Origin of the sequence: Kitasatospora sp. NPDC059327 (genome assembly GCF_042752535.1) — a bacterium.
In the GTDB taxonomy this organism is placed as follows: Bacteria; Actinomycetota; Actinomycetes; order Streptomycetales; family Streptomycetaceae; genus Kitasatospora.
The window spans coordinates 91,649-110,881 of record NZ_JBHYYB010000020.1 but is presented as its reverse complement, the minus strand read 5'-3'; the positions used below and the strand labels follow the sequence as shown (position 1 = coordinate 110,881).

Sequence of the window (19,233 nt, the reverse complement as noted above, 5' to 3'; positions counted from 1 at the left end):
GGGGGTTGGGTTTTTTTTTTTTTTCTTCTTTCCGTCACCTCGGCGGGGGGGGGGGGGGGGGTGGGGGCGGGGGGGGGGGGGGCGCCCCCCCCCCCCCCCCCCCCACCACGAGCAACGCCGCTAGCCTGGGCGCACCGAACTCCGAAAGGGCGGGAACCACCAACACGAACGAAGCCCATCGAGTGGCCAATAAGCTCCGCCTGTTGGGTCTTCGGGGAATCGTGTCCCCCGAAGACCTCGACACCCCGGACGGGCCATGGCGGGTGTAGTACAGCAGTGATCCCGTCGCCCGGCGGGACATCACTGACGCAGTACTGACGATCATCGCCGGTCGATCCCGGCAGGACGGTCAGAGCGACGCGACGCGGGGCTTCGTCCTTCCCACCCCTCGCTGATCAGCGACCCTGGAAGCGGCCCCGTCCGGGTTCACCTGGACGGGGCCGCGTCAGGCCTGGGGTAGGTCACGAGGGAGGGGTCGATGGCCAAGCCCTTGCCCGACCGCGTGGTTGATCGAGGCTTCGTCATTCCTCTCAGCCGAGGTAGGGAGTGGCCCTCTGCTCCAGGAAGTGCTGGATTCTCAGCTGTTGGGTGTGGTGCATCGGGAGGCCGGCGATCTCCTCGGGCGCGACGAACCGTAGATCGGTGGACTCGTCGGAGATGCGTAGCTCGCCGCTGACCGCCCGGGCGGTGAAGCAGACGTTGAACTGCTGTCGCACCTCCCCGTCGGAGTAGGCGATGACGTGCCGGGGGTCGGTGTAGGTGCCGACCAACCCGGTGATCTCCACATCGAGCCCGGTCTCCTCGCGAACCTCACGCACCGCCGTCCCCGGCAACGACTCGCCGAAGTCCATCGTCCCGCCGGGCAGCGCGTACAGGCCGTTGTCGGTACGCCGTTGGAGCAGAATGCGACCGGCGCCATCCGTAACGACCGCGGAAGCCGCCACCACAAGCCGATTGGGCTTGGGCGCATCAGGATCGTCGTAGTACTCGGTCCGTGCCACGTCTCAGTTCTCCTCAACACCCCGACAACAACGGGCGGCGCCGACGGAGGGCTGCCCCGCCCCCTTGCGTGCAGCTCAGACAAGGTGGTCGAACTCGCCGGCCTTCACTCCGAGGATGAACGCGCGGAGCTTGGCCGCGTCAGTCGCGACGACCACGGCCGGGTCATCAGACTCGCGGAGGTGACGCAGGTCGCCGGTTCCAGAGGCCAGTTCGAGGCAATTGTTTGAGGCATCCCCTCCGCTGAAGGACGACTTCTGCCAGGCGAGATGGAACATCGCACACCCTTCAGGTCCGCAGCCGATGGCGCCCTCAGACATACCCCGTGCCATGGCCGCCCTACCCCCGCGACGAAGGGCAGGGCCGGCCGAACTGGCCGCCCTACCCTCTTGCATGGCGCTCAGACGAGGTGGTCGAACTCGCCGGCCTTCACTCCGAGGATGAACGCGCGAAGCTTGGCGGCGTCGGTCGTGACAACCACGGCCGGGTCGTCCGACTCACGGAGGTGACGCAGGTCGCCCGCGCCAGAGGCCAGTTCTAGGCAGTTGTTGGAGCCTTCACCTTCACTGTATGAGGACTTCTGCCAGGAGAGATGGAACATCGGGTGCCTTTCAGCTCTGGAGCAGATAGAGGAGATGCTGAATGAGCCCCAGCGAACTGCGAGCAGAAAGGTCGCGCAGTGACCCGCTCGTATCGACGGCAGGCAGCGCAACATCACTCAGCTGCTGAAGCTTTCGACGGTAGGCCACGATGTCGGCCTGGTCTCCAAGATGCTCGGCATGCCTTGGTGCGTCCAGAATAACGGTCGAAAGATCAGCACAACCAGGGTCACAGAAGAGGAACGAGGCCGAGAGAGGTGCGTGCTTCGGCGCCGTGAACGGAATGACCTGGATGGTGACATTGGGGAGCTCTGCCATGTCGACGAGGTGCAGCAACTGGGCCCGCATAACATCGTCGCCGGCGAATCTCATCCGCAACGCAGCCTCGTGAACCACGAACAGGAACTCGCGCCGCCCGCCATCGGCCAGAATCCGCTGCCGTTCCATCCGGAACCGGACCTGCGTCTCCGGCTCCCAGATACCGGACCGGTTCGAGCTCTCGTAGATCGCCCTCGCATATCCGGGCAGCTGAAAAGCGCCTGGGATGTAGAGACTGTCATAGCTAGCCAAAGAGACCGCCCGGTCCTCGACCTCCGCCAGGTCGAGCGCGAGTGCCGGGACCTTCCCCTTGAACTCCGTCCACCAGCCCTTGCCATCACTGGCGCCCAGCTCGTGCAAGATGGCCATGTAGGTCTCATCCGTGCACCCATAGGCATCGAGCAATGTCGTGAGCCGCGCCGGATCCAGTCCTGTGCGAGCGGCCTCGATGTGGCTCAGCTGCGGTCCGCCCATGCCGATCGTGGCACCGGCATCCTTCACCGCCAGCCCAGCAGCCTCGCGCAGTCTCCTCAGCTCAGCGCCGAACCGCTTCTGCCGCTCGCTGATTTGAGTCCTGAGAGCCAAGGATCTTCCTTCCGTGTCGGAGCAGCTTCCCGCTTCGAGGGCGCCGGGCGCCACTCACAAGAGTGAGGTTACCGAGCCCTGGGGGCCTTCTCGGGCGATTGTGTTGCACGCGTGGAACTTATAGCCCTACTCTCAGTGTTGCACCGATCACACGACGGAGTGTCAGTAATGCCCTGTCCGGGCGCCGCAGAGCAGCCACGTTCGGCCTGGCTCACGGTCTCGCTCCGATCCCGAACTCCCACTCCCCTTCCGGAGGTTCTTCGTGCGTGCCTTCACCTGCCCTCCCCCCGACTGGTCCGCCGCCCGCCACGAGCTGCGTGAGGCCCTCGTCCTCTCCAACTGGCCGCCGGACACCATCTCCGACGCCGAACTCGCCCTTCACGAACTCTTCGTCAACGCCTGGCGCCACGCGGGCAGCCAGGCGCCCCTCGTCGTGGTCGTCCTCCTGAACCGCACCCTCCGGGTCTCCGTCGCCGACGACAGCCCCACCCTCCCCGAGCCGAGAACCTCCGCCGATCCGTACGAACTCTCCGGCCGCGGAATCCACTTGGTCCGCTCGCTCACCCACCGGTTCGGCGCCGACCCGCGCAAGAACGGCAAGGTCGTCTGGTTCGAGCTGGACGCCGCCGCGTGAACCCCGACCGCCGGCCGATCCGACCCACCGACCCCCGCGTCCGCGCCTACACCGACGCCCAGATCACCACCCTCCTCGCCGAACTCCACGAGCGCGGCCGCAAGTTCGGCATCGTCTGGCCCAGCTCCGGCACCGACCGGACCATCGACGGCCGCGTCCTCGTCCGCTTCGGCACCGCGCCCTCCACCACCCTCCTGAACCTCCTCAACCTGCTCCTCGACGCCGAACGCACCGCTGAACAGCGCACCGAGCGGGGTGACCCGTGGGCGTCCTGATCCCCCTCCTCACCCAGGCCGTCCACACCGAGCGCACCACCGTCGCCTACCTCGCCGTGGAGACCGTCCCCGACGCCGCGCTCCAACTCCGCTTCGCCGTCGACCTCGACGTCCACGCGGGCCCCGGCGAACACCTCGCCGTCCCCCTCACCCGCGACCAGGCCGACGAGTTGCTGCACGAACTCGCCGCCCGCCTCGGCCGCCGCGTCATCGGGGTGCCGCGATGAGCCTCGGCAGCTCCGCCGGCTTCCTCGTCGCCACCGCCTTCGTCACGCTCCTCGCCCTCGCCCTCCTCACCGTCGTGCTCGGCGTGATCACGGCACTCACGGTGAACCGACGGAACCGGCAGGGCGACGACCACCCCGACGGCATACCGCACTGACCTACCCCGCCCGGCGGCTGCCGCCCCAGCCGCCGCGCCCCCAAAGGCCCCGAAGGCCCCGACACAGGAAGTCGGCCCCGCCGACTTCCCACCCCGCCCGCTCACCCACTCCGCCCACTCCACGCCATTGCAGACTTGCCGCCCCCGGCAAGCGAAAGGCAGGGCTCCCCGAAGGAAGCCCTGCCCGGATCACGCGACGCCGCCGCTCAGTCGACGACCCCGCTCAGCGCATCCGCCGCACCCACACCGCGCAGAAGACCACCAGCACCACGGTGACCGCCAGGCTCAGCCCGGTCTGCGCCCAGTGCATCGCCCACTCCTGGGCCGGCGGGTGGTAGCTCGCGTACGCCTGCACGATGGTGTCCTGGTGGGCCGCGCACTCGGACGTCGGGCACTCGACCGACCCGTCCGAGTACCGCCCCAGCCAGTCGCCGTCCAGCGGGATCCGCAGACCGTCACTGGTGAGCAGTCCGTTCTCGACCACGTGCGATTCGAGCGGGGTACTGGTCGGCAGGTGCCCGGTGGTGATCACCTGCGTCGGATCGACCGGGGGGCCGCCGGGGCCCGTGTACGGCCGACCGGCCGGGCGGGGGCCCGCCATCGTGAGGGCGGCGAACGTCTCCCGCGCCGGCGCGAACAGGTACCGCCCGGCGTCCACCGCGAACCGCACCGCGAGGGTGAGGACGGCCGTGACAACGATCGAGGCCACCACCCGGCGCAGCACCAGCCCGACCGCGGCCCCCAGGGCCACGGAGAGCAGGCAGAACCCGACCACCGACGGACCCGACGTGGTACGGCTCATCCAGGTGAACCAGTGGTAGTAGCCGGCAACGGAGAACCGCCCCTCGACCACCCCGGTCCACCAGGTGGAGACCACCGCGAGCAGCACCGACCCCACCAGGGTGAGCGCCAGCGGCACCCCCAGCCGGGTCGCCAGCCAGCGCAGCCGCGACACGGACTGCGTCCAGGCCAGGGCGTACGTCCCGGTCTCGAACTCGCGGGCCAGCATCGGCGCGGCGAAGAACACGCCGAAGGCGACCGGCAGCACCACCAGCAGCCAGCCGGTGGCTTGGACGGCGGTGCCCCAGCGCTCGGCCAGCACGATCGCCTGGTCGCTCAGCGCCTCGCACTCCGGGGGGAAGTAGACGACGTTGCAGCCCTGGATCCCGTGGTCCTCGACGAAGCCCTGGATCTGGCTGCCCAGGAAGAGCATCCAGCCGCAGAGCAGCAGGAGCACGGCCCCGGCTATCAGGAGCGGGGTGCGCTCCTGGCGCACGCTCACCCAGACGGCGCCGCGCAGGACGCGCCGGGTCGGCGCACGGTAGCCGGACGGCGCGGTCGGCTCGGACATCACGCTGACGCTCATCGGGCCGCCACCTCGTCGTGTCCGGCGACGGTCGCGCCGACCCCGGCCGGGGGGCGGCCCTGCGGGGCGGGGGTGCGCAGGTAGGCGATCAGGATGTCCTCCAGGTTCGGCCGGCTGACGTCCCAGCTCGGATCGATCTCTCCCAAGGGCTTGAGCAGCGCGGTGGCCTGGCGGCCGGTGCGGCGCAGCTCGACGATCTCGTGGTGCCCCAGCTCCACCGGGGTGCCACCAGTGCCCTCGGCGGCGCCGACCACCAGGCGATGGTCGTCCAGCAGGTCCTCGACGTCGCCGCTGAGCCGGATCCGGCCCTCCTGCAGCACGGTGACGTGGTCGCAGACCCCGTCCAGCTCGGCCAGGACGTGCGAGGAGATCAGGATGGTGGTCCCGTGCTCCGCCGCCTCGGCCATCAGGATGCCGGTGAGCTCCTGGCGGGCCACCGGGTCGACGTCGGCGAGCGGCTCGTCGAGCATCAGCAGGTCGGGCCGCTTGCCCAGGACCAGCGCGAGGGCGACCCGGGTGCGCTGGCCGGCGGTGAGCGTGCCCACCTTGGCGTCCAGCGGGAAGCCGCCCAGCCGCACGATCCGCTCGGCGACCTCCTGGTCCCAGCCCGGATTGAGCTCCCGGCCGGTGCGCAGCGTCTCCGCGACGGTGAACCGCGGGTAGAGCGGCTTGTCCTGCCGCAGGTAGGCCGTGCGCCGCAGGGCGGTGGCTTCGCGCGGTCCGTCACCGAAGACGGTGACCGCTCCCTCGGTCGGCGCGAGCAGGCCGGCGGCGAGCGCCATCAGCGTGCTCTTGCCGGCGCCGTTCGGGCCGACGAGCGCGCAGACGCGGCCCGCCGGGAGCCGGAGTTCGCAGTCGCGCAGGGCCCAGCGCCGGCGGTACTTCAGGCCGAGGCCGACCGCCTCCAGGGCGGGCGTGTCCTCGGTCGGTCGGTGCTGCACTACGGGGTGGTTCACCCGGACTCCTCGGGGGCCTCGGTGCTGGTGGGGTAGGCGCGGTCCAGGGCGGTGTCGACGAGCGCGGCGACGTCCTCGCGCTCCAGGCCGACCTCGCGGGCCCGGGTGATCCACGCCGTCAGGTCGGCGTGGAGCGCCGAGTCCTCGACGGTCTGCGGTTTCGCCAGGGACTTCCGGACGAAGGTGCCGACGCCTCTTCGGCTCTCGACCAGGCCTTCGCGTTCGAGCTCCCGGTAGGCCTTGAGCACGGTATTGGGGTTGATCGCCGTCGCCTCCACCACCTCACGGGCGGTGGGGAGTTGGTCGCCGGGCTGGAGCACTCCGAGCCGGAGCGCCCGTTTCGTCTGCTCGATGATCTGCAGGTACGGCGACAACCCGCCGCGACGGTCGATGAGGTACTCGACGATGGCATCCACCATTCCACTAGTGATCTAGTGGAATGGTGCACCGGGCCATGAGGCGCCGTCAACTCCCGTCTTGACAGCCCCGCCTCTCGCTGATCACCATTCCACTAGTTAACTAGTGGAATGGTGATCAGATGATCGATACGCGGCCGTCGCCACTCCTGAGCCGGCCGGCGCCGAGCGCCGACAGGTCGACCGGTTGGCCCGGGCCGACCACGATGGCGGTCGGCCTCGCCGGCCTCTTCTGCGCGCTCTACACCCTGCTCTCGATCCGCCGGCACGCCCGGATGCTCAGCGCCGCCTACGACCTGGGGATCTTCGAACAGGCGGTCCGCTCCTACGCCCACGGACATCTGCCGGTCTCCGAACTCAAGGGCGCCGGTTACCAGTTGCTCGGCGACCACTTCCACCCGGTGCTGGCCGTCCTCGCCCCCGCCTACCGACTGTTCCCCACCCCGCTCACCCTCCTGGTCGCCCAGGCCGGGCTGATCGCGCTGGCCTGCGTACCGCTGACCCGCTGGGCGCACCGGACGGCCGGGCCGGTCGCCGGCCTGGTGGTCGGCCTGGGCCTCGGGACGTCCTGGGGCATCGTCTCGGCGGTGGCCTACGACTTCCACGAGATCGCCTTCGCCGTCCCGCTGCTGGCGTTCACCGTGGAGGCCCTGGGGACCGGCCGCTGGCACCGGGCACTGCTCTGGTCGCTCCCCCTGCTGCTGGTGAAGGAGGACCTCGGCCTCACCGTCGCGGCGGTGGGCGGCTACACCGCCTGGCGGGCCGACGGCCGCCGCACCCGTCTGCTGGGCCTGGCCACCGCCCTGGTCGGACTGGCCGGCACCGCCCTCCAGGTCGGCGTCCTGCTGCCCGCGATGAACACCGGCGGGGTGTTCGACTACTGGCACCAACTGCCGGGCGACGGCGCCCAGTCCGCCGGGACGGGCGGGCTGCCCCTGCCGCTGCGGCCGTTCTGGCCCCCGGTGAAGTACGCGCTGCTGCTGATGGTGGCGGCGCCGAGCGCCTTCCTCGCCCTGAGATCACCGCTCGCACTGCTCGGCCTGCCCACCCTGTCCTGGCGCCTGGTCGCCGACAACGAGCACTACTGGCAGCCGAGTTACCACTACAGCGCGGTCCTGATGCCGATCGTCCTCGGCGGTCTCGTCGACGCCCTCCGGCGTCACCCGGGGCTGTGCCGGCAGCGCGCCCTGCGCCGGGTCCTCACCGCCTGCGCGACCGTGGCCGCCGTCGGCACCCTCGTCTACCCGCTGCGCGAACTGGCCCTGCCCGCCACCTGGCGGGTGCCTGACCACGTCCGCACCGCGCACCGGCTGCTGGACGCGATACCCGACGGCGCCACCGTCGCCGCCACCAACCGGCTGGCCCCGCTGCTGGTCGCCCGGGCGACGGTCGCCCTGGTCTGCCACCCGCCGGGGCCCGGCGGCGCCGAGCCGCCGGAGTGGGTGGTCGCCGACGCCACCGACCCGACCGTACGAACGCCCTGCGCGGCCGCCGACACGGCCACCGCCCTGGCCCGCTACCGCGCCGCCGGCTACCGCGCGGTCGCCGACGAGGACGGCATCACCGTCCTGCGCCGCCCGTGACCGGCTCCGCGGAGGACCGGCCGGCCCGGTGCCCCCTGGGCGGCCGGCCTCCCGAGCGACCGCCCACCGCGCGGCGGGCGCGCCCGGCCGCGCCGCGCGACCACGCCGCACCGCCCGTCGGCCCCGGCCGCGCCGGACGTCGGCCGGTCCGACTTCCCCCTCCTCGGCACACGAACCTCAGGGGCGGCCCCGAGAAGAACCCCGAGGTCAGGTCCTCCGCACCAACGAGAAAGCCCGGGGTCGGGATCGCCGCAGAGGCTGAGGATCCGGCGGCGCGCCCGGCGGAGCATGGAACCACGCCCCCCGGAAAGCCCGGACCGGGTGCCAGGACCACGGAGAACGCCATGAGCCGCCTCGCCCGCCCCCGCCACCACCGCGTCATCGCCGGCGTCTGCGCCGGGATCGCCGAGCGCTTCGGCCTGACCCCGTGGACGGTCCGGATCATCTTCCTCGCGTCCTGCCTGCTGCCCGGCCCGCAGTTCCTGATCTACCTCGCGCTCTGGCTGCTGCTCCCGCAGGAGCCGTGAGCCCCGGGGCCGCCGCCGCGTCGGACATCCCGCCGGAACGCCGAAACGCCGGACGGGCCGCCCGTACCCCGGGGTCACCGGGGTGCGGGCGGCCCGTCCGGCCGTGCGCGGGGAGCGTCAGCCGCCGAGACCCGGGAGCGGGAGGGCGCCGGTCAGGCCACCGATCGGGGTGCTGCCCAGCCCGGGGATGCTCGGCACACCGGCACGCGGGGCGGCGTCCGCCGGGGCGGCGGCCTGGCCGGCGCTCGGGGCCAGGGTGCCGAGGGTGCCGGCGACCTTGTCCCCGCCGGGCAGCTTGCTCGCGGTGTCGGCGACGGCGCCGGTCACGGCGGGGTTGGTCACCGCACCGGTGGGAAGGCCGAGGCCACCCGCGGCGACCGGGTCGGCGGACGCGCTGCCGGCGCCCACCGCCGCGATGGCGATGCCGAGCACGGCGGTGCCGGCGGCCTTGAGAGTGGCCTGCTTCATGTTCGTCCCCTTGGATCCTCGCCGGTGGCCGACATTCGCGGCAGAGCAGCGGGTTCCGCCGCCTCCGCCGGTCGGCGTTGACTGGCACACCGTAGTGATCGGATCAGGCGAGGATCAAAGGCGGTTAACCCACACGAGTGGGTAGTCAGATGAACGCCAACACCCAAGGGTGACAAGGGCGTTCATCCGACCGACCGCGGCGTCTCAGGAGCTGAACAGCCACTCCGCCTTGAGCTCGGCGTAGCCCGGCTTGATCACGTCGTTGATCATCGCCAGTCGCTCGTCGAACGGCAGGAACGCCGACTTCATCGCGTTCACGGTGAACCACTCCATGTCGGCCAGCGTGTAGCCGAACGCCTCCACCAGGTGCCCGAACTCGCGGCTCATGCTGGTACCGCTCATCAGCCGGTTGTCGGTGTTCACCGTCACCCGGAACTTCAGCCGGCTGAGCAGCCCGATCGGGTGCTCGGCGTACGAGGTGGCCGCCGCGGTCTGGAGGTTGGAGGTCGGGCACATCTCCAGCGGGACACGCTTGTCGCGCACGTACGCGGCCAGGCGGCCCAGCTCGACGCTGCCGTCCTCGTTCACCGTGATGTCGTCGACGATCCGCACACCGTGGCCGAGCCGGTCGGCGCCGCAGCACTGCAGGGCCTCCCAGATCGACGGCAGACCGAAGGCCTCGCCCGCGTGGATGGTGAAGTGGTTGTTCTCGCCCTTGAGGTAGTCGAAGGCGGCCTGGTGGCGGGTGGGGGGGTAGCCCGCCTCGGCGCCGGCGATGTCGAAGCCGACGACGCCCGCCTCGCGGTGACGGTTGGCCAGCTCGGCGATCTCCTGCGAACGGGCGGCGTGGCGCATCGCGGTGATCAGCGTGCCGATCCGGATGCGGTGGCCGGCCGCGCGGGCGTTCGCCTCACCGAGGCGGAAGCCCTCCTGGACGGCCTCGACGACCTCGTCCAGGGTGAGGCCGGCCTCCAGGTGCTGCTCCGGGGCGTAGCGGACCTCGGCGTACACGACGCCGTCGGCGGCCAGGTCCTCGGCGCAGTCCGCGGCGACCTTGATCAGGGCCTCACGGGTCTGCATCACGGCGCAGGTGTGCGCGAAGGTCTCCAGGTAGCGGACCAGCGAGCCGGAGTCGGCGGCCTCGCGGAACCACTCGCCGAGTTCCTTCGGGTCGGTGGTGGGGAGGCCCTCGTAGCCGACCGCCGCGGCCAGCTCGACGATGGTCTCGGGCCGCAGCCCGCCGTCGAGGTGGTCGTGCAGGAGCACCTTCGGGGCGCGGGCGATCTGCTCGGGGGTGGGGATCCGGGGGCCGGTGCCCGCGGTGGTGACAGGGATCTGGTTCTCCATTGCGGGAGTGTAGCTCCTACGCGCGTAGACAGGCCACACCCGCGCGGCGGGTTCGGCCAATGTGCACCCGGAATTCCACCGAAGGGCCGAGCGCACCGCCCCGACGCGGGTCGCGCGCCCTCAGTCGTGCGACAGCGACCGCCCCCGGCGCCGGGTCGCGCGCCCTCAGTCGTGCTGCAACAATCGCCCCCGGCGCGCCAGCACGAAGTCCCGGAACGCCGCCACCGGCGGGGTGAGCGGCCGGCCCGCCGCCCAGGCCAGGCCGATCGCCCGCCGGGTGCGCGGCGCCGTCACCTCCAGCTCGACCACCCCCGGCCGGGGCACCAGCGCCGGCGGCAGCAGCGCCACGCCCAACCCGGCCGCGACCAGTCCGCGCAGCGTCTCCGCGTCCTCCCCCTCGAAGGCGATCCGCGGCACGAACCCGGCCTCCGCGCAGAACCCGTCGGTGATCGCGCGCAACCCGTAGCCCCGCTCCAGCCCGACGAACGGCTCCCGGGACACCTCCGCCAGCCGGATCCGGCGCCGCCCGGCCAGCCGGTGGTCGGCCGGCACCACCAGGTGCAGCCGCTGCTCGTCCAACGGACGGGCCACCAGCGCCGGGTCGTCCGGCACCGGCGAGACCAGGCAGAGGTCCAGCTCCCCGGCCAGCAGTCGCTCCAGCATCGCGCCGACGTAGTCCTGCGCCAGCTGGAACCGCACCTGCGGGTGCGCCGCCCGGAACCCGCGCAGCAGCGCCGGCACCGCGTCCGTCCCCAGCGTGTGCAGGAACCCGAACACCACCCGCCCGGCCGCCGGGTCCGCCTCCGCCCGGGCCGCCTCCGCGCCGCGTTCGACCTCGGCCAGCGCCCGCTCCACCGAGGCCAGCAGCAGCCGGCCGGCCCTGGTCAGCCGGACCGTCCGCCCCTGGCGCGCCAGCAGGTCCACCCCCAGCTCCGCCTCCAGCCGGGCCACCGCGCGGGACAGCGTCGGCTGCGGCATGCCCAGCAGGGCGGCCGCCCGGGTCATGTGCTCCAGCCGGGCGACCGCCGCGAACTGTGCCAACCGCGGTGCCAGTTGGACGGCCGGCAGCTCCGGCCCCAGCTCCGCCGCCCGGTGCGGGCGCTCGACCTCGTCCGTGCCGTCCACCACTCCCACGCCACCCTCACCGCCGCGACCTTTGCTCATACCCTGTCGCATCGATTGTCCGCCAATCATGCATTGGACGCATCAGCGCGGCCGCCCCTAACGTCGACGTCATGCAGCCCGCCAGTACCGGGGCATCCGCGACCCTGCCGGATGCCCTCACCCAGCCGTCCCCGCTCGCCACCGACGACGCCCGCCACCGCCCCGGCCAACGCGCCTTCCGCCGCGCCAACCTGGCCCTCTTCGCCGCCGGTATCGCGACCTTCGTCCTCCTCTACTCCACCCAGGGCCTGCTGCCGATCCTCTCGGCCGACCTCGACCTCACCCCCGGCCAGGCCAGTTGGACGGCCTCCGCCGCGACCCTCGGCCTCGCCCTCGCCCTGCTCCCGGCCAGCGCCCTCTCCGACCGCTACGGGCGCACCGCGGTGATGACGGCCTCCGTGCTCGCCGCCTCGGCCCTCGCGCTGGCCCTGCCGTTCGCCCCGGACCTCACCACCCTGGTCGTGCTGCGCGTCCTCCAGGGCGCCGCCCTCGCCGGGCTGCCCGCCACCGCGATGGCGTACCTCGCCGAAGAGGTCCACCCCAGCGCGCTGGCCTCCGCGATGGGCCTGTACGTGGCCGGCAACAGCATCGGCGGCATGGGCGGCCGGCTGATCTCCGGCTGGACGGCCGCCGGCTTCGGCTGGCGCTGGGGCCTGGCCGCCTCCGCCGCCCTCGCCCTGCTGGCCGCGCTCGCCTTCCGGCTGCTGATCCCGGCCGCCCGCCACTTCACGCCCACCCCGGTGGACGCCCGCGCGCTGGCCCGCACCGTCGGCCGCCACCTGCGCAACCCGCTGCTGGTCCGGCTGTACGCGCTCGGACTGCTCTTCATGGCCGTGTTCGGCGCCGTCTACAACACCGTCGGCTACCGCCTGATCGCCGCGCCGTTCCACCTGCCCGAGTCGGTGGCCGCCTCGATCTTCGTGGTCTACCTGGTCGGCACCGGCACCTCGGCCGCCGCCGGGCGCCTCTCCGGCCGCCTCGGCCGGCGCGGCGCGCTGTACGTGTCCATCGGGGTGACGGCCGCCGGCCTGCTGCTGTCGCTCGCCGACTCGCTGCTCTGCGCCCTGCTCGGCCTGGTCCTGATCACCGCCGGCTTCTTCGCCGGCCACGCCACAGCGTCCTCGGCCGTCGGCCGCACCGCCACCGAGGGCCGCGCCCAGGCCTCCGCGCTGTACCTGATCGCCTACTACCTGGGCAACAGCCTCGGCGGCACCATCGGCGCCGACGCCTACCACTCCACCGGCTGGCCCGGCGCGGCCGCCGTCGGCCTCACCGCGATGACCCTCGCCGCCGGCGTCACCCTCTACGCCACCCGCCGCGCCCTCGCCGCCCGGCGGGCCGGCAACGGCCTGCCGGCCAGACTGTCCGCCCGGTAGATTCTCCTCGTGGCCGATCTCAAGCGCCGTCGTCGCCCCCACCTGGTGTCCACACCTGTTCGGAAGAAGGGCGTGGTCACCATCCCGCTGGAGATCAGGGAGCAGCTCGATCTCCAGGAGGGTGACCAGTTGGTCGTCGCGGTGGAGCACGGGCGGATCGTCCTCACCCCCGCCTCCGTCATCCCGGACGACCAGGCCTGGTTCTGGAGCCCGGCCTGGCAGGCCCGCGAAGCAGATGTCGACGAGGCTCTCGCCGACGGCGAACGCGGCGAGGTGTTCCAGGACGGCGACGAGTTCCTGCGGTCGCTCGCGAACGAGGCCGGGCTGGACCTGGAGGAGATCAAGCGCCGTGCCGACGTATGAGTCACCGGCCCATTGCCGCGCGACCGGAAGGGCCTGACCGCGGCCCAGAAAGCGGCGTTCCTCGTCGCGGTCGCCCAGTTCGTCACCGACCTGCGCGCCGGCCAGGGCTTTCGGCGGGGGCTCCGGGTGAAGACGATGCAGGGTCATCCGGACATCTGGGAGCTGACCTGGGCGCCGGACGGCCGGGCGACCTTCAGCTACGGAGAGCCCGTCCAGGACGGGGACCCACACATCGTCCGGCGGCGGATCGGCACGCACGAGATCTTCCACCGCCCCTGAGCGGCCCGCGAGCCCGCACTTCCCCCGGCGGATACCTGACGCAGGGTGTCAGGTATCCGCCGTAGCTTTCCTCTCGTCCGGCCCGCTCGACCAGAGGAACCGACCATGGCCACCTTCGTTCTCGTCCCCGGCATGCTGCACGGCGCCTGGTGGTACCGGCCGCTCACCGACGGGCTCCGCGCCGCCGGGCACGAGGTGTACCCGCTGACGCTGACCGGGGTCTCCGAGCGCGGCCACCTGAACAACGGCGCGGTCAACCTGGACACGCACGTCCAGGACGTACTGGCCACCCTGGAGGCCGAGCGGCTCACCGACGTGGTGCTGGTCGGGCACAGCTACGGCGGGATGGTCCTCTCCGGGGTCGCCGACCGGGCACCCGGGCGGATCGCCGCGCTGGTCTACGCGGACGCCTTCGTGCCGCGCGACGGCGAGTCGGCGTACCGGATCGTCAACGACGTCTGGAAGCAGCGCTACCTGGCCGGCGCCGCCGCGGGCGGCGGCGTCACCGTGGTCGGCTCGAACCCCGCGCTCGACCCGCGCGCCACCGTCCACCCGACGGCCAGCCTGTTCCAGCCGGTCGCCCTCACCGGCGCGGGCGAGGCCGTCACCCGCCGCGTCTACATCCACGCCGAGCGCTTCGAGGACAGCCCGCTGCTGGAGACCTACGACCGCCTGCGCGACGACCCGGCCTGGACGGTCCACACGCTCCCGGTCGGCCACGACCTGATCCACGAGGCCCCGGAGGAGTTCCTGAAGATCGCGCTCAGCGCCGCCGAGTGAGGAACGGCCCTCCTGTCCGGGCCCGTCGATACACTCCGAGTATGAGCATCGACCCCGCTGTGTACGCCCGGTTGCGGGAGATCGCCGATCAGCTTCCGCAGGTGCCGGGGATAGGGAAGATCGAGATCGCCGACGGCGAGATCGTCATGATGAGGTCGCCGGTCAAGCGGCACGAGCTCGCTGTCATTCGCATCGCCGAGCAACTGAACACCCAACTTCCCCGGACGCATCCCGGCTTCATCGCTCATGGCGGTGCCGACCTGGAGGACGCCAGCATGGGCAAGCTTCGGAACCCGGACCTGATGGTCTTCCCCATCGCGACGCTCGACGACGAGCAGCCCGCGCTCCTCCCCCACGAGGTGTTGCTGGTCGTGGAGATCGTCTCCAAGTCCAACCCCGAGAACGACTACCACGGCAAGGTCCGCGACTACGCGGCCATGGGCATCCCGCTCTACCTGCTGGTCGACCCCCGCAAGGGCACCGGAATCGTCCACGACGAGCCCGGCTACACGTCCCGCAGGGAGTTCGCCTTCGGCGACGTGGTCACCGTCGGCCCGTGGTCGATCGACACCGGCGTCCTGCGCACGTACGCCTGAGCGGTCGCACGTGCGCAGGACGGTCGGTCACGCGATGCGGTCGAGCACGATCGGGTTCGGGGTGAACGCGGTGCCCGCCGGGGCGACCTCGATGCCGCCGGTCAGCGCCTCGATCGCGTAGTCGAAGCGCTCGGGGGTGTCGGTGTGCAGGGTCAGCAGCGGCTGGCCGGCCACCACGGTGTCACCGGGCTTGGCGTGCATCTCGATGCCGGCGCCCGCCTGCACCGGGTCCTCCTTGCGGGCGCGGCCGGCGCCCAGGCGCCAGGCGCTGACACCGATCGCGTACGCGTCCAGCGCGGTGAGCACGCCCGAGGCCGGGGCCGGGATGACGTGCTGCTCGCGGGCGACCGGCAGCGGGGCGTCGACGTCGCCGCCCTGGGCGGAGATCATGCGGCGCCAGTGGTCCATCGCGGAGCCGTCGCGCAGCGCGTCGGCCGGGTCCTTGCCGTGCACGCCGGCCGCGGCGAGCATCTCGCGGGCCAGCGCGAGGGTCAGCTCGACGACGTCGGCCGGGCCGCCGCCGGCCAGCACCTCGACCGACTCGCGGACCTCCAGCGCGTTGCCGGCGGTGAGGCCGAGCGGGGTGGACATGTCGGTCAGCAGCGCGACGGTGTTGACGCCCGCCGTGGTGCCCAGGCCGACCATGGTGCGGGCCAGCTCGCGGGCGTCGTCCAGGTTCTTCATGAAGGCGCCGGAGCCGACCTTCACGTCCAGGACGAGGGCGCCGGTGCCCTCGGCGATCTTCTTGGACATGATCGAGGAGGCGATCAGCGGGATCGCCTCGACGGTGCCGGTGACGTCGCGCAGCGCGTACAGCTTCTTGTCGGCGGGGGCCAGGCCGTCGCCGGCGGCACAGATCACGGCGCCGGCGTCGTGCAGCACCTTCATCATCTCGTCGTTGGAGAGCAGGGCGCGCCAGCCGGGGATGGACTCCAGCTTGTCCAGGGTGCCGCCGGTGTGGCCGAGGCCGCGCCCGGAGAGCTGCGGGACGGAGGCGCCGCAGGCGGCGACCAGCGGGGCGAGCGGCAGGGTGATCTTGTCGCCGACGCCGCCGGTGGAGTGCTTGTCGCTGGTGGGCCGCGCGAGCGAGGAGAAGTCCATCCGGACGCCGGAGCGGATCATCGCGTCGGTCCAGCGGCTGATCTCGCGCGGCTTCATGCCGTTCAGCAGGATCGCCATGGCGAGGGCGGACATCTGCTCGTCGGCGACGTCGCCGCGCGTGTAGGCGTCGATGACCCAGTCGATCTGAGCGTCGCTCAGCTCTCCGCGGTCGCGCTTGGTCCTGATGACGGAGATGGCGTCCATGGCTGCTCCAAGAGGGGTTCAAAATGCGAAGAGTGTCGCGAGCTGGCCGGATTGCGGCCCCACTCGCGACACTCTACGCGCGTAACAGAAACAAAGACTAGAGCCGCTCCGGCCCGAACGCGTCGGGGAGGACCTCGCTCATCGGCTTCACGCCGGACGGCAGCTCGACCAGCAGTTCCGGCCCGCCGTGCTCGTAGAGCAGCTGGCGGCAGCGCCCGCACGGCATCAGCAGACCGCCGTCCCCGTCCACACAGGTGAACGCGGTCAGCCGGCCGCCGCCGGTGGCGTGCAGCGTGGAGACCAGGCCGCACTCGGCGCAGAGCGCGAGTCCGTACGAGGCGTTCTCCACGTTGCAGCCGGTGACCACGCGGCCGTCGTCGACCAGCGCGGCCGCGCCGACCGGGAACTTGCTGTACGGGGCGTAGGCGTGGGTCATCGCCTCCCGTGCGGCGGCGCGCAGCGCCTCCCAGTCGACCGCCACCGCGGGGGCCGTCACTTGCCCTGGCCCTTGCGGTAGATCTGGCCGTCGGCCTTCGGCGGCCGCAGCCGCTGCGAGGCCAGCGAGAGCACCACCAGGGTGATCACGTACGGCGTCGCGACGATCAGCGGACGCTGCACCTCCTCGGTGGTGGCGTACCAGGTCGCCAGACCGCCGGCCACCACGAAGGTGATCAGCGCGGCCGGGATCTTGCGGCGGTAGAGGTTCCAGAGCGCCAGCAGGAACATCGCGATGGCGACCACCAGGATCAGCACGTGCACCGACTCCGGGTCACGCAGCTGGAGGCTGTCGGTGAAGCCGAACAGACCGGCGCCCATCGCGAGGCCGCCCGGCATCCAGTTGCCGAAGATCATCGCCGCGAGGCCGATGAAGCCTCGGCCGTTGGTCTGGCCGTCCTTGTAGAAGTGCGCCGCGACCAGCGAGAGGTAGGCGCCGCCGAGGCCCGCGAAGGCGCCGGAGGTGATGACCGCGTAGTACTTGTACTTGTAGACGTTGACGCCCAGCGACTCGGCCGCGGTCGGGTTCTCACCGCAGGAGCGCAGCCGCAGGCCGAACACCGTGCGCCACAGGGCGAAGTAGCTGACCACGATCAGCGCGCCGGCCAGCAGCACGACCACCGAGATGTTGGTGACCAGACCGCCGAGCACACCGGCGACGTCGGAGACCAGGAACCAGTGGTGGAGCTCGATGTCCTTCAGCCCGGAGGAGAGCCCGGGGATGGTGATGTACGGCAGCGGATCGGCCGGCGGGGACTGGTTCGCGCCGGCACCGACGGAGATGTAGTCCTTGTAGTAGATCCGGTTGACGTACGCGCAGATGCCGGGGATCAGCAGGTTGACGCCGACACCGGAGACGATGTGGTCGACGCCGAAGGTCACCGTGATGACGGCGTGCAGCAGACCGCCCAGCGCGCCGCCGAGCATGCCGGCCACCAAGCCGAACCAGGGGCTGACCAGGTACCCGCCCCAGGCGCCGCAGAAGGTGCCGGCGACCATCATGCCTTCGAGGCCGATGTTGACCACACCGGCCCGCTCGGACCAGAGACCGCCCAGACCGGCCATGCCGATCGGCACGGCGGCGCTGAGCGCGGCGGTGACCTGGCCGGAGGAGGTCAGCGAGTGGTTGCCGGTGGCCATGCCCACGGCGGAGAAGAGGACCAGGGCGCCCGCGATCAGCAGCAGCACCACGGGCCAGGACATCTTGCGCTTCTTGGCGGGAGCGCCCGGCGCCTTCGCGCGGGCGGCGGTGGCCGTACTCATGCGGACACCTCCTTCTTCTCGTTGGCGGCCGCGGCCTGGGCGGCCAGCTCGGCGCCGACCTTCTGCTGCTGGCGCTTGAGGCCGTAACGGCGCACCAGCTCGTAGGCGACGACGACGCAGATGACGATGGTGCCCTGCATGACCGGGACGATCTCGAACGGGAAGCCGCCCTGGAGCGGCAGCTGGGAGCCGGTGGCGTCCAGGAAGGCGAACAGCAGGGCCGCGAAGGCCATGCCGATCGGGCTGTTGCGGCCCAGCAGCGCGACGGAGATGCCGAGGAAGCCGAGGCCGCCCTGGAAGCTCTGACCGAAGTTGTACGAGTTCTGCAGCAGCTCGGGCATGCCGATCAGACCGGCCAGCGCACCGGAGACCACCATCGAGGTGACGACCATGCGCTTGACGTTCACACCGGACGCGGTGGCCGCGGTCTCCGAGCGGCCGGTGGCGCGCAGGTCGAAGCCGAAGCGGGTCCGGGTCAGGGTGAACTGGAAGGCCACGCCGACCAGGATGGCGATGAAGAGGAAGCCGTAGAGCGGGCCGCCGTCGGTGTTGATCGCGAAGAAGTGGCTGGACTCCGAGACCGGGGAGGTCTGGATGGAGTTGCTGGTGGTGCCCTTCTCCGGCGCGAAGATGCCGGGGACGAGCAGCAGACCGACGATGGCGACCGCGATGGCGTTCAGCATGATGGTCGAGATGACCTCGCTGACGCCGCGGAAGACCTTCAGCAGACCGGCGATGCTGGCGTAGAGGCCACCGACCAGCATGGCGGTGATCAGCAGCAGCGGGATCTGGATGAAGGACGGCAGGTCGAGCTTGCTGCCGACGAAGGCCGCGAACAGCGCCGCGACCTTGTACTGGCCCTCGACACCGATGTTGAAGAGGTTCATCCGGAAGCCGAAGGCGGCGGCCGCGGCGGCCAGGTAGTACGTGGTGGACCGGTTGAGGATGGCCACCTGACCGTCCGACTTGGTCGCGTACGTGATCATCACGTTCCAGGCGTCGAACGGGTTCTTGCCCGAGGTCGCCAGGAGCACCGAACAGATCGCGACGGAGAGCAGCACGGCGAGCACCGGGGCTGCGAGGGCGAGCACGATCTTCTCGCCGTCGAACCGCTTCGCCAGGCTGGGCTTGGCGGCGGGGTTGGGACTGGTCATGTG

25 protein-coding genes are annotated in these 19,233 nt (G+C 71.5%); 11 read left to right on the top strand and 14 right to left on the bottom strand.

The window, feature by feature from the left end; all coding sequences use genetic code 11:
* Positions 1-530 precede the first annotated feature (530 nt).
* The 4 genes from ACFXHB_RS15295 to ACFXHB_RS15280 form a co-directional block, all read right to left on the bottom strand.
* Complete coding sequence (locus tag ACFXHB_RS15295; RefSeq protein WP_380574622.1) at positions 531-1,001, bottom strand: NUDIX domain-containing protein; 471 nt, start codon at positions 999-1,001, stop codon at positions 531-533.
* A 75-nt stretch (positions 1,002-1,076) separates the two neighbouring features.
* Complete coding sequence (locus ACFXHB_RS15290; RefSeq protein WP_380574621.1) at positions 1,077-1,277, bottom strand: DUF397 domain-containing protein; 201 nt, start codon at positions 1,275-1,277, stop codon at positions 1,077-1,079.
* Between the two features lie 122 nt (positions 1,278-1,399).
* Positions 1,400-1,600 carry a DUF397 domain-containing protein gene (locus ACFXHB_RS15285; protein ID WP_380574620.1) on the bottom strand — a complete coding sequence of 67 codons (201 nt, stop codon included), beginning with the start codon at positions 1,598-1,600 and terminating at the stop codon, positions 1,400-1,402.
* Positions 1,601-1,610: 10 nt separating this feature from the next.
* Positions 1,611-2,501 (bottom strand): helix-turn-helix domain-containing protein, encoded by an 891-nt coding sequence (locus ACFXHB_RS15280; protein ID WP_380574618.1) that lies wholly within the window; start codon positions 2,499-2,501, stop codon positions 1,611-1,613.
* Between the two features lie 262 nt (positions 2,502-2,763).
* Here ACFXHB_RS15280 and ACFXHB_RS15275 point away from each other — a divergent pair, with 262 nt between their 5' ends.
* The 4 genes from ACFXHB_RS15275 to ACFXHB_RS15260 are packed head-to-tail and all read left to right on the top strand — an operon-like array spanning position 2,764 to position 3,792.
* Positions 2,764-3,135: an ATP-binding protein gene (locus ACFXHB_RS15275; protein WP_380574617.1), complete on the top strand. Its 372-nt coding sequence runs from the start codon at positions 2,764-2,766 to the stop codon at positions 3,133-3,135.
* Positions 3,132-3,410, top strand: a complete 279-nt coding sequence (locus ACFXHB_RS15270; RefSeq protein ID WP_380574616.1) for a hypothetical protein — start codon at positions 3,132-3,134, stop codon at positions 3,408-3,410. Before ACFXHB_RS15275 ends, ACFXHB_RS15270 begins: the two co-directional genes overlap by 4 nt.
* Positions 3,398-3,637 carry a hypothetical protein gene (locus ACFXHB_RS15265; protein ID WP_380574615.1) on the top strand — a complete coding sequence of 80 codons (240 nt, stop codon included), beginning with the start codon at positions 3,398-3,400 and terminating at the stop codon, positions 3,635-3,637. The genes ACFXHB_RS15270 and ACFXHB_RS15265 overlap by 13 nt, the downstream gene beginning before the upstream one ends.
* Positions 3,634-3,792, top strand: coding sequence for a hypothetical protein (locus tag ACFXHB_RS15260; RefSeq protein WP_380574614.1), 159 nt, complete (start codon positions 3,634-3,636; stop codon positions 3,790-3,792). The genes ACFXHB_RS15265 and ACFXHB_RS15260 overlap by 4 nt, the downstream gene beginning before the upstream one ends.
* Before the next feature lie 223 nt (positions 3,793-4,015).
* Here the strand turns inward: ACFXHB_RS15260 and ACFXHB_RS15255 are convergent, their stop codons facing one another.
* The 3 genes from ACFXHB_RS15255 to ACFXHB_RS15245 are packed head-to-tail and all read right to left on the bottom strand — an operon-like array spanning position 4,016 to position 6,533.
* Positions 4,016-5,158, bottom strand: coding sequence for a hypothetical protein (locus ACFXHB_RS15255; protein ID WP_380574613.1), 1,143 nt, complete (start codon positions 5,156-5,158; stop codon positions 4,016-4,018).
* Positions 5,155-6,114, bottom strand: coding sequence for an ABC transporter ATP-binding protein (locus tag ACFXHB_RS15250; protein WP_380574612.1), 960 nt, complete (start codon positions 6,112-6,114; stop codon positions 5,155-5,157). The genes ACFXHB_RS15255 and ACFXHB_RS15250 overlap by 4 nt, the downstream gene beginning before the upstream one ends.
* Positions 6,111-6,533, bottom strand: coding sequence for a GntR family transcriptional regulator (locus ACFXHB_RS15245; protein ID WP_380574610.1), 423 nt, complete (start codon positions 6,531-6,533; stop codon positions 6,111-6,113). The genes ACFXHB_RS15250 and ACFXHB_RS15245 overlap by 4 nt, the downstream gene beginning before the upstream one ends.
* Positions 6,534-6,652: 119 nt before the next feature.
* Here ACFXHB_RS15245 and ACFXHB_RS15240 point away from each other — a divergent pair, with 119 nt between their 5' ends.
* Positions 6,653-8,113, top strand: a complete 1,461-nt coding sequence (locus ACFXHB_RS15240) for a DUF2079 domain-containing protein (RefSeq protein WP_380574609.1) — start codon at positions 6,653-6,655, stop codon at positions 8,111-8,113.
* 344 nt (positions 8,114-8,457) lie between these two features.
* Complete coding sequence (locus ACFXHB_RS15235; protein ID WP_209416762.1) at positions 8,458-8,640, top strand: PspC domain-containing protein; 183 nt, start codon at positions 8,458-8,460, stop codon at positions 8,638-8,640.
* Positions 8,641-8,757: 117 nt separating this feature from the next.
* Here the strand turns inward: ACFXHB_RS15235 and ACFXHB_RS15230 are convergent, their stop codons facing one another.
* The 3 genes from ACFXHB_RS15230 to ACFXHB_RS15220 form a co-directional block, all read right to left on the bottom strand.
* Positions 8,758-9,108, bottom strand: coding sequence for an ATP-binding protein (locus ACFXHB_RS15230; RefSeq protein ID WP_380574608.1), 351 nt, complete (start codon positions 9,106-9,108; stop codon positions 8,758-8,760).
* Between the two features lie 204 nt (positions 9,109-9,312).
* Positions 9,313-10,455, bottom strand: a complete 1,143-nt coding sequence (locus tag ACFXHB_RS15225) for an adenosine deaminase (protein ID WP_380574607.1) — start codon at positions 10,453-10,455, stop codon at positions 9,313-9,315.
* Positions 10,456-10,620: 165 nt separating this feature from the next.
* The gene (locus ACFXHB_RS15220) at positions 10,621-11,619 is read right to left on the bottom strand and encodes a LysR family transcriptional regulator (RefSeq protein ID WP_380574606.1); all 999 of its coding nucleotides are present in this window, start codon (positions 11,617-11,619) and stop codon (positions 10,621-10,623) included.
* Positions 11,620-11,690: 71 nt separating this feature from the next.
* Between ACFXHB_RS15220 and ACFXHB_RS15215 the strand changes: the two genes are divergently transcribed.
* The 5 genes from ACFXHB_RS15215 (at position 11,691) to ACFXHB_RS15195 (ending at position 15,013) form a co-directional block, all read left to right on the top strand.
* Positions 11,691-12,995 carry an MFS transporter gene (locus ACFXHB_RS15215; protein WP_380574605.1) on the top strand — a complete coding sequence of 435 codons (1,305 nt, stop codon included), beginning with the start codon at positions 11,691-11,693 and terminating at the stop codon, positions 12,993-12,995.
* Between the two features lie 9 nt (positions 12,996-13,004).
* Positions 13,005-13,358: an AbrB/MazE/SpoVT family DNA-binding domain-containing protein gene (locus tag ACFXHB_RS15210; RefSeq protein WP_380574604.1), complete on the top strand. Its 354-nt coding sequence runs from the start codon at positions 13,005-13,007 to the stop codon at positions 13,356-13,358.
* A 12-nt stretch (positions 13,359-13,370) separates the two neighbouring features.
* Positions 13,371-13,637 carry a hypothetical protein gene (locus ACFXHB_RS15205; protein WP_380574603.1) on the top strand — a complete coding sequence of 89 codons (267 nt, stop codon included), beginning with the start codon at positions 13,371-13,373 and terminating at the stop codon, positions 13,635-13,637.
* 105 nt (positions 13,638-13,742) lie between these two features.
* On the top strand, positions 13,743-14,417 hold the full coding sequence (locus ACFXHB_RS15200; protein ID WP_380574601.1) for an alpha/beta fold hydrolase: 675 nt from the start codon (positions 13,743-13,745) through the stop codon (positions 14,415-14,417).
* Positions 14,418-14,458: 41 nt separating this feature from the next.
* Positions 14,459-15,013 (top strand): Uma2 family endonuclease, encoded by a 555-nt coding sequence (locus tag ACFXHB_RS15195; RefSeq protein WP_380574600.1) that lies wholly within the window; start codon positions 14,459-14,461, stop codon positions 15,011-15,013.
* 27 nt (positions 15,014-15,040) lie between these two features.
* Here the strand turns inward: ACFXHB_RS15195 and ACFXHB_RS15190 are convergent, their stop codons facing one another.
* From ACFXHB_RS15190 to ACFXHB_RS15175, 4 genes are all read right to left on the bottom strand, one after another.
* Positions 15,041-16,318 (bottom strand): thymidine phosphorylase, encoded by a 1,278-nt coding sequence (locus ACFXHB_RS15190; RefSeq protein WP_380574599.1) that lies wholly within the window; start codon positions 16,316-16,318, stop codon positions 15,041-15,043.
* 97 nt (positions 16,319-16,415) lie between these two features.
* On the bottom strand, positions 16,416-16,814 hold the full coding sequence (locus tag ACFXHB_RS15185; protein WP_380574598.1) for a cytidine deaminase: 399 nt from the start codon (positions 16,812-16,814) through the stop codon (positions 16,416-16,418).
* The gene (locus ACFXHB_RS15180) at positions 16,811-18,076 is read right to left on the bottom strand and encodes an ABC transporter permease (RefSeq protein WP_380574596.1); all 1,266 of its coding nucleotides are present in this window, start codon (positions 18,074-18,076) and stop codon (positions 16,811-16,813) included. Before ACFXHB_RS15180 ends, ACFXHB_RS15185 begins: the two co-directional genes overlap by 4 nt.
* Positions 18,073-19,230, bottom strand: coding sequence for an ABC transporter permease (locus ACFXHB_RS15175; protein ID WP_380574595.1), 1,158 nt, complete (start codon positions 19,228-19,230; stop codon positions 18,073-18,075). Before ACFXHB_RS15175 ends, ACFXHB_RS15180 begins: the two co-directional genes overlap by 4 nt.
* Between the last annotated feature and the right edge of the window lie 3 nt (positions 19,231-19,233).

Coding starts and splice junctions, on each gene's coding strand:
- ACFXHB_RS15220 (WP_380574606.1), bottom strand. CDS start 11,619: ATGAGCAAAGGTCGCGGCGGTGAGGGTGGCGTGGGAGTGGTGGACGGC.
- ACFXHB_RS15195 (WP_380574600.1), top strand. CDS start 14,459: ATGAGCATCGACCCCGCTGTGTACGCCCGGTTGCGGGAGATCGCCGAT.
- ACFXHB_RS15230 (WP_380574608.1), bottom strand. CDS start 9,108: ATGAAGCAGGCCACTCTCAAGGCCGCCGGCACCGCCGTGCTCGGCATC.
- ACFXHB_RS15190 (WP_380574599.1), bottom strand. CDS start 16,318: ATGGACGCCATCTCCGTCATCAGGACCAAGCGCGACCGCGGAGAGCTG.
- ACFXHB_RS15225 (WP_380574607.1), bottom strand. CDS start 10,455: ATGGAGAACCAGATCCCTGTCACCACCGCGGGCACCGGCCCCCGGATC.
- ACFXHB_RS15240 (WP_380574609.1), top strand. CDS start 6,653: ATGATCGATACGCGGCCGTCGCCACTCCTGAGCCGGCCGGCGCCGAGC.
- ACFXHB_RS15175 (WP_380574595.1), bottom strand. CDS start 19,230: ATGACCAGTCCCAACCCCGCCGCCAAGCCCAGCCTGGCGAAGCGGTTC.
- ACFXHB_RS15235 (WP_209416762.1), top strand. CDS start 8,458: ATGAGCCGCCTCGCCCGCCCCCGCCACCACCGCGTCATCGCCGGCGTC.
- ACFXHB_RS15260 (WP_380574614.1), top strand. CDS start 3,634: ATGAGCCTCGGCAGCTCCGCCGGCTTCCTCGTCGCCACCGCCTTCGTC.
- ACFXHB_RS15215 (WP_380574605.1), top strand. CDS start 11,691: ATGCAGCCCGCCAGTACCGGGGCATCCGCGACCCTGCCGGATGCCCTC.
- ACFXHB_RS15245 (WP_380574610.1), bottom strand. CDS start 6,533: ATGGTGGATGCCATCGTCGAGTACCTCATCGACCGTCGCGGCGGGTTG.
- ACFXHB_RS15290 (WP_380574621.1), bottom strand. CDS start 1,277: ATGTTCCATCTCGCCTGGCAGAAGTCGTCCTTCAGCGGAGGGGATGCC.
- ACFXHB_RS15255 (WP_380574613.1), bottom strand. CDS start 5,158: ATGAGCGTCAGCGTGATGTCCGAGCCGACCGCGCCGTCCGGCTACCGT.
- ACFXHB_RS15200 (WP_380574601.1), top strand. CDS start 13,743: ATGGCCACCTTCGTTCTCGTCCCCGGCATGCTGCACGGCGCCTGGTGG.
- ACFXHB_RS15180 (WP_380574596.1), bottom strand. CDS start 18,076: ATGAGTACGGCCACCGCCGCCCGCGCGAAGGCGCCGGGCGCTCCCGCC.
- ACFXHB_RS15285 (WP_380574620.1), bottom strand. CDS start 1,600: ATGTTCCATCTCTCCTGGCAGAAGTCCTCATACAGTGAAGGTGAAGGC.